This is a genomic window from uncultured Campylobacter sp. (assembly GCF_938045465.1).
Classification (GTDB): domain Bacteria; phylum Campylobacterota; class Campylobacteria; order Campylobacterales; family Campylobacteraceae; genus Campylobacter_B.
The window spans coordinates 1-11,015 of the sequence record NZ_CALIBF010000216.1; the positions used below are offsets into that span (position 1 = coordinate 1).

At 44.8% G+C, this 11,015-nt stretch carries 10 protein-coding genes and 1 pseudogene; 7 read left to right on the forward strand and 4 right to left on the reverse strand.

The genetic code is table 11. The features are described 5' to 3' along the window. From Q0413_RS11120 to Q0413_RS11130, 3 genes and pseudogenes are all read right to left on the reverse strand, one after another. Window positions 1-834: ribonucleotide-diphosphate reductase subunit beta (locus Q0413_RS11120; protein ID WP_298990545.1), on the reverse strand; the 834-nt coding region annotated here is incomplete at its 3' end. A gap of 328 nt (window positions 835-1,162) precedes the next feature. Continuing rightward, a complete protein-coding gene (locus Q0413_RS11125; protein ID WP_298990548.1) occupies window positions 1,163-1,885 on the reverse strand; it encodes an anaerobic ribonucleoside-triphosphate reductase activating protein in 723 nt (240 codons plus the stop codon). A 17-nt stretch (window positions 1,886-1,902) separates the two neighbouring features. After that, window positions 1,903-4,215: pseudogene (locus Q0413_RS11130) on the reverse strand (ribonucleoside triphosphate reductase). Window positions 4,216-4,386: 171 nt separating this feature from the next. Here Q0413_RS11130 and Q0413_RS11135 point away from each other — a divergent pair. The 7 genes from Q0413_RS11135 (at window position 4,387) to Q0413_RS11165 (ending at window position 9,867) form a co-directional block, all read left to right on the forward strand. After that, the gene (locus Q0413_RS11135; protein ID WP_298990551.1) at window positions 4,387-5,019 is read left to right on the forward strand and encodes a hypothetical protein; all 633 of its coding nucleotides are present in this window, start codon (window positions 4,387-4,389) and stop codon (window positions 5,017-5,019) included. Between the two features lie 51 nt (window positions 5,020-5,070). Then, on the forward strand, window positions 5,071-5,283 hold the full coding sequence (gene rpsU, locus Q0413_RS11140) for a 30S ribosomal protein S21 (protein WP_005869392.1): 213 nt from the start codon (window positions 5,071-5,073) through the stop codon (window positions 5,281-5,283). A gap of 269 nt (window positions 5,284-5,552) precedes the next feature. After that, the gene (locus Q0413_RS11145) at window positions 5,553-6,146 is read left to right on the forward strand and encodes a hypothetical protein (protein WP_298990554.1); all 594 of its coding nucleotides are present in this window, start codon (window positions 5,553-5,555) and stop codon (window positions 6,144-6,146) included. 76 nt (window positions 6,147-6,222) lie between these two features. Beyond that, on the forward strand, window positions 6,223-7,221 hold the full coding sequence (locus tag Q0413_RS11150; RefSeq protein ID WP_298990558.1) for a hypothetical protein: 999 nt from the start codon (window positions 6,223-6,225) through the stop codon (window positions 7,219-7,221). 229 nt (window positions 7,222-7,450) lie between these two features. After that, complete coding sequence (locus Q0413_RS11155) at window positions 7,451-7,690, forward strand: DsrE family protein (RefSeq protein WP_366939685.1); 240 nt, start codon at window positions 7,451-7,453, stop codon at window positions 7,688-7,690. 95 nt (window positions 7,691-7,785) lie between these two features. Continuing rightward, complete coding sequence (locus tag Q0413_RS11160; protein ID WP_298990561.1) at window positions 7,786-8,529, forward strand: hypothetical protein; 744 nt, start codon at window positions 7,786-7,788, stop codon at window positions 8,527-8,529. Between the two features lie 180 nt (window positions 8,530-8,709). Beyond that, window positions 8,710-9,867, forward strand: coding sequence for a hypothetical protein (locus Q0413_RS11165; RefSeq protein ID WP_298990564.1), 1,158 nt, complete (start codon window positions 8,710-8,712; stop codon window positions 9,865-9,867). Between the two features lie 583 nt (window positions 9,868-10,450). On the opposite strand, the gene Q0413_RS11170 is transcribed toward Q0413_RS11165, so the two are convergent. Next, window positions 10,451-10,831 carry a CrcB family protein gene (locus tag Q0413_RS11170; protein WP_298990567.1) on the reverse strand — a complete coding sequence of 127 codons (381 nt, stop codon included), beginning with the start codon at window positions 10,829-10,831 and terminating at the stop codon, window positions 10,451-10,453. Window positions 10,832-11,015: the final 184 nt, after the last annotated feature.

An 11,015-nucleotide genomic window follows, 5' to 3' on the forward strand; every position in this document is an offset into this window, starting at 1 on the left:
GATATCGTCCGTAAAGCCCATTATTTGGTTATCCGTGATGTATTTGCCCCAATCGATCTCTAAGTTTCCCGCCGTCTCGAACATCTCGTAAATTTTATCCACGTTGCGTTTGTTAAACAGATCGGCGCGCTCTTTGCGGACGGAATTTATCATGTTTTGAAAGAGCAGCAGATGCGTGATCTCGTCGCGCTGTATGAAGCGGATCATCTGCGCGCTGCCTAGCATCTTGCCCGCACGCGCTAGCGCATAGATCGAGGTAAAGCCGCTATAAAAATAGATCCCCTCTAAAATTTGATTCGCTACCATCGCTAGCAGCAGTTTATCGTCGCTAACCTCGCCCGCGAGCTCCTCATAGACGCTTGAAATGTAGTCGTTTTTCCTGCGGAGCATATCGTCGTGCTTCTCCATCTCGTAAATGAGATCGGTATTTTCACAGATCGCCTCGACCATGACGGCGTAGGATTTGCTGTGATTGGCCTCCTCGTAGGCTTGGCGAGCGAGCACGGCGTTGATCTCCGGAGCCGTGATGTAGGGGTTGATATTATCGGCGAGATTGTTGGTCTGAAAGCTATCCATCGATATCAGCTGGCTCCACACGAGATCATACATCCGCTTCTCGGCGCTTGTGAGATTGAAGTTATAATCGCGCACGTCGTCGGTGGTATCGACCTCTTTAGGAAACCAGGTGTTGGCCTCCATCAGATCCCAAAGTTTCAGCGCCCATTGATATTTCGCCTTGGTAAAATTTAAAATACCCTGCGGATTGCCGCCGAAGACCTTGCGATCGGTAAGGGTCTCATCGGAGAAGGGGTTGTAGATTTTTTTCCTATCCATTTTTTGCCTTTTTAAAAATTTCGGCGTATTTTAGCCAAAGCAAGCTAAATTTACCTTTTGTTTTGAAGCGGCCTACTTGCACGGCGTGAAATTTTACGGGGAGCTAAATCTGCGCGGTATAAAATTTTAAGCGCTTGATAAAATAAAATTTTACGCCGCAGACGGAATGAAATTCAAACATAGCAAGTGGCGGCAAGGTTAAATTTTAAAGCTTCCCGCAAGGCGAAATTTATCGTGGCACAATATACACCGGACAATGCGCGCTAGATAAATGCGCTAAAAAATTTCATCGCGTTCATCGCGGCAAGACGCGCGCGACGGCGTAAATTTAATCAAAATTTCTAAGTTCGATCTTTAGATCGGTGCGGATTTTGCTTGGATCAAAGCTCGCAAGCGGCGCGTCTAAATTGCCGAAATTATCGCCGGTGGGCAGGAAGTTTTGCAGATAATAGACGCCGCGGTAGCCCTCGCTGTATAGAATTTGCGCCATCTGCTCGATCTTTGCTTCGTTTAAAAAATCCGCATGCACGGTCGTGCGCACCTCAAATTTAAAATTTCGCCGCAGCAAAAGCCTAAGAGTTTGCAGAAATTTATCGTATAAGCTTGACTTCGTGATGAGCTCAAAATCCTGCCGCGGCGCCTTAAAATCAAGCGCGATATAATCGATCAGCCCTAGGCTTAGCGCCTCTTCGATCTTTTGCGGATTTGAGCCGTTGGTGTCTACTTTGAGCAAAAAGCCACGCTGCTTAACTTCGTGCGCCAGCGGGATAAAATCGCTCGCACAGGTGCATTCGCCGCCGCTAAATACGATGCCCTGAAGCTTGCCCGCGCGCGCATCCAAAAAGCGTAGAAACTCTTCGTTTGAAATTTTACCCCGTGAAGTAACGATTTGTGGGTTGTAGCAGTAATTGCAGCGCATATTGCAGCCGCAAAACCACGCGATCGCGGCGATGTGATCAGCAAAATCAAGCATCGTAAACGGCGTGATCTCGTAAATCTGCGCGTTACGCAGGTTTAAGGCTTGCGGCGGCTTCGTATGCGTTTGTTGCATTTGGCCGGTAGCGGCGACTAGGCTATTTGTTTTTTGTCTTTTTTCTCTTCAAAAAAGACGCGCTCTTTGTGCTCGCCCTTCTTTCCGATATTAAAGCTCTCTACCGGGCGCAAATAGCCCATTACTCTTGTGTAAACGACGCATTTTGTGCGTTTTGCTTCTAACTCTTTTGGAAATTCCATTCTCCATCCTTTCATTAAGATTAAAATTTAAATCGCTATTTAGGCGCCCTTGCTCTGCTTGGCCTTGTATTCCGCAAGCAGCTCCTCGTCGCATTTCGGGCAGTATTCATGCTCGCCGCTGATGTAGCCGTGCTTATGGCAGACGCTAAAAATCGGCGTGATCGTGATATAAGGAAGCTTGTAGTTTTGCACTACGCTTTTTACGAGCTGCTTACACGCCTGAGCCGAGCTGATGCGCTCCTTCATATACAGATGCAGCACCGTGCCGCCGGTATAGGAGCTTTGTAGCTCATCTTGCATCGCCAGCGCCTCAAACGGATCGCTTCCGAAATTTGCCGGAAGCTGCGTAGAGTTGGTGTAGTATATGTTTTTATCAAATCCCGCTTGGATGATGTCTGCGTAGCGCTTCTTATCCTCTTTGGCGAAGCGATACGTAGTTCCCTCGGCAGGCGTGGCTTCGAGATTGTATAGATTGCCCGTCTGCTCCTGAAACGAGCGGATCTTCTCGCGCAGATACTCAACCATTTTAAGGGCAAATTTACGTCCGAATTCCGTCGTAATATCCTCTTTATTTCCGCTAAAATTTCGGATCATCTCGTTTGCGCCGTTAATGCCAATAGTACTAAAATGGTTATTAAAGCCCGGCAGATAGCGCTTCGTGTATGGATACAAACCGCGCTCAAACATCTCGGTTACAAATTTTCGCTTCTTTTCAAGCGTCGATTTAGCAAGCTCCAAAAGCTCATCTAGCCTCGCATACAGCGCCTCTTCGTTATTTTTATACAGATAGCCTAGGCGGGCTAAATTTATCGTTACGACGCCGATGCTTCCCGTCATCTCTGCGCTTCCGAAAAGTCCTCCGCCGCGCTTAAGAAGCTCGCGCAGATCAAGCTGCAAGCGGCAGCACATCGAGCGTACGGCGCCAGGTTTATACGCCTTTGGATTGGGTACGCGCTCGCCCTTTTCGTTCGTGATGTATTGCGAGCCGATAAAATTTTGAAAATAGCTTGAACCCACCTTGGCGGTGTTTTCAAATACCGCGTCGGCCGCAGGCGTATCCCAATCAAACTCCTCCGTTAAATTTACCGTAGGAATCGGGAAGGTAAAGGGCTGACCGCACTTATCGCCCGTCGTTAAAACCTCGTAAAACGCAATCACGATGCGATTCATCTCGGGCTCGAAATCGCCGTAAGTCAAAGCCTCAAGCGAGTCCTTACCGCGCCTTTTAGCCTCGGCCAAAAGCTCATCGTCGCGTAAATTTTTAAACAGATGCTCGTTATTATGCGTAGGAATCTGTGTTTTTAGATCATCCGGGCAGGTCATATCGATGGTGACGTTGGTAAACGGGCTCTGTCCCCAGCGCGCCGGGACGTTTAGGTTGAATACGAAGCTCGTGATCGCCTTTTTGACCTCATCGTCGCTTAATTTGTCGCGGAAAACGTATGGCGCCAGATACGTATCAAAGCTGCTAAATGCCTGCGCGCCCGCCCATTCGCTCTGTAAAATTCCAAGGAAATTGGCCATCTGATACAGCGCTTCGCGGAAATGCTTCGGCGCCTTGCTCTCAACCCTGCCGCGCACGCCGTTAAAGCCCTCGTTTAGAAGCACGCGCAAGCTCCAGCCCGCGCAATACGCCGTAAGGCAGTCCAGATCGTGGATATGATAGTCGCCGTTTCGGTGCGCCGCGCCCTCCTCGCGAGAGTAAATTTTATCTAGCCAGTAGTTTGCGATGACCTTACCGGCGGTGTTGTTGATGAGGCCTGCGTTTGAGTAGCTGGTATTGGAATTTGCTAAAATTCGCCAATCCTGCTTGCTGATGTATTCGTTGACCGTCTGGGTGCAATTGATATAGGTCGTATCCTCTTCAAGCCCCAAAATGTGCTCGCGCTGCATCTTGTGCGTGTGGCGGTAGATCATGAAGCTTTTCAAAACGGCGAAATCGCCCGCTTCAAAGAGCTTTTTCTCGATAAGATCTTGAATATCTTCGACGCTTAATTTGTCTTTAAAAACGATAGCGCCCATTACGTTATCGAAAACCTTTTCGTCAAATTCGGTACCGACGCTTTTGTAGGCTTTTTTGATAGCATCTTTTATTTTGTAGGATTGAAATTCTTGAAAACTTCCGTCTCTTTTAATGATTTTTTTCATAAGCACCCCGAGAATTTTCTGAATAAATTGGCAGAAAGTATATCAAGGAATCTTTAACTCAAAATTAAAGGAACGAGCGGAATATCCGTTACAAATTTTGCTTATAAAAAACGAAATTTAACCAAATCTCGCTATAATCGCGGAGTTTATTTTATAAAATTTGGAAATGCTATGAAAAATTTTAAAATAAGTTTTTTCGTGATCTTGCTGTGTGCCTTTTTAGCGGGCTGCGCTGCGCTTAAAGGCTCTAAAAGCACGGATAATTCGGCACTTGCAGGAGACATCGACCACGCAGGATATCCAAACGCGTATCTGGAGCGCATCGCAGGCGAAAGCATCGCCGATCTACTCTCGAAGCGCATAGTCGGCAAAAAAGGCGGTAGATTCAGCGTCGTCGGCATTGAGCCACTGGATGGAACGAACGCGCACGGCGTGGATGCGGAATTTTTAAGCAAAAAAATTAGAATTTCGCTGCTGCATTCAGGCAAAGCAGTCGTCACAGACGCTCCAAGTAAAGACGAACTCGTATTTAGCAACGATGGCGTAAGCCATGGCTATCATGCCGTAGAAAGCGGCTCGATCTACGCGCCGGATTACATCTTGGTAGGTAAAATTTTACCGCAAAGCCCCACTGTGACAAACGATGGTAAGACAGGATCTAAAAAATCAAAAAGCTTAAATTCTGCAGCTAAAAATTCTACCGCACAAGCAAGCGAAAGCCTACTTTTAGAGCTTTCGATGATAGATACTCGCAACAACAAAAGCGTGTGGAAGTATAAAAAAGCGCTTCAAAAGCAAATTTAAGGAATTTTTCGCTAAACTCACGGTTCATTTTTTTGAAAGGCGGTGAGGAAAGTGCCTGGAGTAAAGGTATATCCGAACGAATCATTTGACGAAGCTTACAGACGCTTTAAGAAACAGACCGATCGTAACCTAGTCGTTACCGAGGTCCGTGCGAGACGATTTTTTGAGCCGATGACGGAAGTCCGCAAAAAGCAAAAAATTTCAGCTCGCAAAAAGATGCTTAAACGTCTTTACACGCTACGTCGCTACGAGTCACGCTTGTAGCAGTTTGCGCGGATTTGCGGATTTTAAATTTGCAGATCTGCGCGAAATCTATCTCAAATCTTTTTAAATTTACAGCCCGCTTGAAATTTACCCGCCGCGTCAGCGCCGAAATTCCAATCTAAATTTTAAAATTTATCTCTTAAATTTACCTGCCTTTGTGCGGCGCTTGCTTTATACGACATATCCGCCTGCGAGCCACTAAATTTTGAAATTTATCTTTACCTATTCGTTTTTTAGATATACTTTTGCTAAATTTTAAAGGAGCAACCATGGACTTAAACGACTATCTACACACTCAAGGCCAGCAGCCCTCAAACCCTCAAGAAAAAGAAATAGCACTCATCAAATACACCTTCATCGCGGCCTGCGCCTTAAAAGCTATAGCTGAATTGGTGCTATTGCTATTAGGAATTTACGGCGGATTGGGAGTATTACTAAGCGCAGCGGCATTCGTGCTTTTTATCTTTAGCATTTATAATATCTCTAAACTTACCGTAAGCCGCAGCCTTTTGCGCAACGTAGCCATTGCCTTTGCGGCAATATTTATAGGCGTATTGTTATTTATATTTTTAGCGGGCGGCATCATCGCTCAAATACTGCTTGCATTGGGATTCATCGCATCGTTTCTGTTTTTTTATAGATTTTATCAGGAGCTTGCCGACACTAGCGGAGTTGCGATATTTTCATATTGCTTTATCGCGCTTGTACTTGCAGCTATTGCAAATGCATTTTTGGCGCGTTTTTCGCTGCCTGCTACGGTACTGCTCAGCTTAGCGGCTCTTGCACTTAATGCTTTTGCTATGTTCAGCGTAGAGGGCTTTTCTCGTTCGTATTATTCTTATGATCTTAGAGGCAAGAGATAAATTTTGATTGCTTGATCGGTTGTGGAAAGACCAGCAAAGAGCTAAATTTTTAAAATTTAAAATCAAGGAGCAAGCCGTGGTCTATTTCAAACACATATTTCTCGCGCTGTTTTGCGGGGTGCTGTTTTGCGGCGTACTTTACGGCGAAAATCCAAATAAAATTTCAAAGCAAAATTCTAAATCTGACTTCATCTGGGGCGTTACGATCGACGACGGCTGGTACGAGGACGCACAAGACGCCTCGGGCGCGAAGCTGCAAAGCATCGTGCGCGCCCTGCAAGCCCTACCCGTAAAGCCAACCGTGCGCGTCGTGATGTCAAAAGAAATTAGCCCGCGCGAGTATGAGCCTCTTTTTAGGCGGCTTAGCGAGGTTTCGTACGTGATGGCGTGCCCCGTGGACTCCTACGAGATGAGCTCGTACAAAAGCGTGAAAAGCTACGAAAAGAGGTTCGCGGACGCCTTCGCTGCGCTTGCGCCCTACGTGCAGATCTGGGAGATCGGCAACGAAATAAACGGCGAGGGCTGGCTCGGGGACGATGCGAATTTTATCGCCGCTAAGATGATCGCGGCATTCGAGTTCATCCACAAAAAGGGCGCTAAAACGGCGCTTACGGCGTATTATACGCCGAGCGGAGCGCAGAAAACGCAGATGCGCGAGTGGCTGCGAAAATTCGTACCGCAGGATATGAAAGATGGGCTGGATTATCTTTTCGTAAGCTACTACGAGGACGATAACGAGGGCTTTGCGCCTGATTGGAGCGAAATTTTTACCGATCTGCAAAGCGCCTTCCCCGCTTCGAAACTCGGTATCGGCGAGTGCGGAAACACGGCGGCGGACGCTACGCAGGCGAGCAAGCAGGCGATGATGAGGTGGTATTATACGATGCCGCGCTACGTGCAAAACTACGTGGGCGGGTACTTTTGGTGGTATTTTGTGCAAGACTGTGCCAGCGGAACGGGACCCGGCGCTTCAAACGGCAAAAATCGCGGCGCGCACGACAAAGCGAAAGCTACAGACGAGCTGCTGCAAAGCCTAATCGAAGCTATAAATGAAGCTCATCGCGAGAAAAATTAAACCGATAAAAACTAAATTTAACCATTCCGATCCTCGAGCTTAAATTTAAGGCAATGCAAACTCGCTTTGATATAAAATTCTTTTCAATATAATTTTAAACGAAGGGGCGCAAAATGAAAATCCTACTGATCCTGGTAAATCAGCCGTATAACGGCTCGGACAACGCCTACAACGCATTGAGGCTAGCGGACAGCCTGCATAAAAAGGCGAGAAGGTAAGAATTTTTCTTATGAATGACGCGGTCGATCTCGTAAGAGATAGTACCGAAAAACCGGGTAATTACGACATTGATCTGGTAGCCAAACTAAAGGAGCTATATCGCGGCGGCGTGGCGCTAAAAGTATGCGGCAGCTGCCAAAGCAGATGCGGCTTGCACGCAGGAGAGCCCTACTTTAGCGACGAAATAAAAGGCAGCATGGATATACTTGCGACCTGGGTTTGCGAGTGCGACAGAACGCTTACGTTTTAGTTTAAATTTAGACTCAAGATGAGCAAAACTTTCAAAGGAGTTTTTGCTTATTTTGATCTATAAATTTGCTATGAAATTTTATAAAAAGATTAAATTTGAAAAACGCTATTTTTAATAAAAACAGGAATTTAAGGGATTACGATAAAGAGCCGATTACTTTGTACGATTATGAGGTTTTTTATGACAGTTGTATTACCGCTATACCGCTTTTATGTGCCTTGGCTATACCGCTTAGCATAAAAGCTTTATTTGATAATGAAGTATTGGCAGATATAATTTTAGGAAATATTTTTGCATTCGGCATAATTGCGTTTATGGTTATAGTCTTTTTAGTTTTTGATAATCCAAAGAAAAGCAAAATTTTAATCAAAAATTCAATTGTTGAATTTTATAAAATAAATTCTAACGAGTTGAAATTAAGAAGAACAGTAGAATTAACAAATTTAAATGAAACTATATGCAAACCACTTTTTGGTTATTCTAAGAAAAAAGGTACAAAGGCGATTCTAGTTTGCATTTCAATATTTAGTTTTGCCATAATAGTTGCTATGTCTTTTTTGTTTTTTATTGGATTTTGGATATTCGGATTTGTTGGGCTTTTATTAACAAATTTTATCCTTTATATAATTATCGGCAAAAAAGGCGATAGATTTTTTACCATTTTTCCAAGAATAGCAGTAGCATCACCATATATGATGGCGTATGGCGGCGGCAATCTTACTCCGCCACAATATTATTCGTTAATAATTTATAATCATAGCAAATACGAAGAAGTTAAAGAATACTTTTTAAATTTACACAATATAAACATTGATAATATTGAAAAAATTTATTTTTAGACGGATACGGCAAGCGGCGCGAGCCTGTGGACTACGAAGTCATCTTGCTAAGAGGCAAAAGAAAGGCGAGCCGCTAAAAAGCCTTAGCAAAGCGGCAGACGAGGCGTAGATGATGGGCTGAGATTTCAAATTTAAAGCAAAATTTTATGCTTTTTAGGTGCAACGAGGTAAAATTTGGACATGAAAACTTTTATAAAAATTTTAAAAATTACCGCCTTGGTCGTGAGCGTTGCATGCGTACTTTTTGTGCTGTATATATTTGTGATTTTAAATTTGCTTTTTTCATCCGATACGCCCGAGGGTTGCGATCCTAGTATGCCCACTAGCGCTTGCGATTATATCAATGAAAAATTTGAAAAAGAGCTACAAAATTTGCCTCCCGTCGCCGCTCTGCCTAGCCTAGAAAAAAGGCCCGTATTTTGGCTAGGCGAGAAAAAATTCGCAGGAGGTGCGAAGTTTGATTATCTATACATTAAGGACGATTTTGGGGTCTGGCTTAGGTATAAAGACAGCGATAGCGACGACTTCTTGCTACAAAAAGATATGCCAGAGCGCTACTATGGATACGACGAGATCGATCGTTCGCCGGACGAAAGGTGGGTAAGTGGAGAGCTTGGATATTATAGCTACGGCATCTACGATATTTCGCTTTTTGAAAATGAAGCCAAGATATTTTCTCAAACGGCGCATAAGGTCGTGAGGAAATTTATCGGTTTCTTTAATCTACACTCTATGAGGGGCACATCTTTTGCAGCTCCGCAAGGCACCGAGGAAAATTTAAACGCTATAAGCGAGCTTCAAACTCCGCTTGCGGATTTTCCGCAAAAACCGAACTACTCTGCGCTTGGTTGGGCTGATAAATCTGAAGCCAAAGGCTATGTCGGAGATGAAATAGCCAAAAAGCTCGCTCGCAACGTCTTTGAGATAGAGGGCGATGGGTGGCGACAGACCATCCGTATAAACAGCCGCGCCAAAGATATAAAGGTAATCTGCGGAGATGAAATTTGCCTCGCGCTTGCCTTTGATGAGAGCAAAATCAATAGCTGCGATAACGGCGCTGCATCCACGAAAATTTATACGCTAAATTTAAAGCAAAAATTTAATAATTTTCATACGCTTACTAGTAGGAATTTTAACTACGTAAAGCTCGGCGATAAGTATACTTTAGACGATGTGGAATCCTTTAAAATAGTTTTATCGAGATTCAGATATATCGAGGGGTATAACAAAGGTCGTGAAATCACGGACTACGAGGTTATCTTGCGAAATAGCGAGGGTGAGCAGGTTAATGAAATCTGCAGAAATGAAATTAAGAGGGCTCGCAGTCGCTTGCGATAAATCTAAGATAGCGCTGCAGGATTTGGCATATAAGATCGTGATTTCGGCGTGCTTTAATTTAGCTTCTAAAATTTACGCGAGAATTTTAAAATTCTAAGCTTCAAGCTTTAAAATTTGCCCGCGGAGCTTTTAAAATTTATCGCACGGCTTAGGTTTATTTTATCCGCGCCAAGACAGCGAAATTTTTAGGGCGTCGCGATAACTAGGCGCAAGATAGCGAAATTTTACAAAGCTGCGGCAAACAAGATACGCAGAAAATACACGCAAATTTCAAATTTATCTGGATTTTGCCAGCCTGCCCGACGCCGAGCACCATTATTTAGCTACAATCCCTCTCGCTCGCTTTACTTTTCGCTCGTCTTACAATTTGCTCGCCTTATAATTCCTGCTTGATATTGCACTTTGCGAAACTACTGCGCGCCCTTTCGCAAAACTGCACGGCATGTGGGATTGTGCCCATCGCTCGCAGATTTTGCAGCATATGCGCGCGATAAAATTCTGTAGCGCAGGCACTTTCAATAAATTTTGATTTAAAAGCGCAAACATAGAGGCGATTTAAATTTAAAGCTCACGTGCTCCACGGCTAGCCTGCAAGCGCTCTGCCCGCGAGCAGCCCAGCGTAGCAAAAAAGCATACAGGCGCATACGCTTAAGACCGCGTTTAGCAGACCGATAGCAAATTCTCGCGCCAGCAATAATTGCAGCGTATCGTAGCTGAACGTAGAAAATGTCGTAAAGCCGCCCAGCGCGCCTGCGACAAAAAATACCCGCAGGCTCTGCGTTAAATTTAGTGCGAGTAAAAACCCTATCAGCAGGCTTCCCAGCGCATTCACGCAAAAAGTAGCGATCGGAAACGCGCTCCAAAATCCGGCGCGATCCATTGCGCGCGCAATCACTCCGCTTAGGCCTACTCGCGCCATCGCGCCTACACAGCCGCCTAGCCCCGCTAAAATCAAGTTCGTCAATCCAAGTCCTTTTAAAATTTGTAAATTTTATTTCGCTATCTAGCCTCCATAGGACGAAAGATGTGCGACTTCGCTATTTTAACGCGATTAGTTAAAATTCCGTTTTTAAAATTTGCTCGCGCTTTTTGAAATTTCGTTTTAAAATTTTAACTAGCGCGACGAAACGCGCCGTTTTACGCGCCGC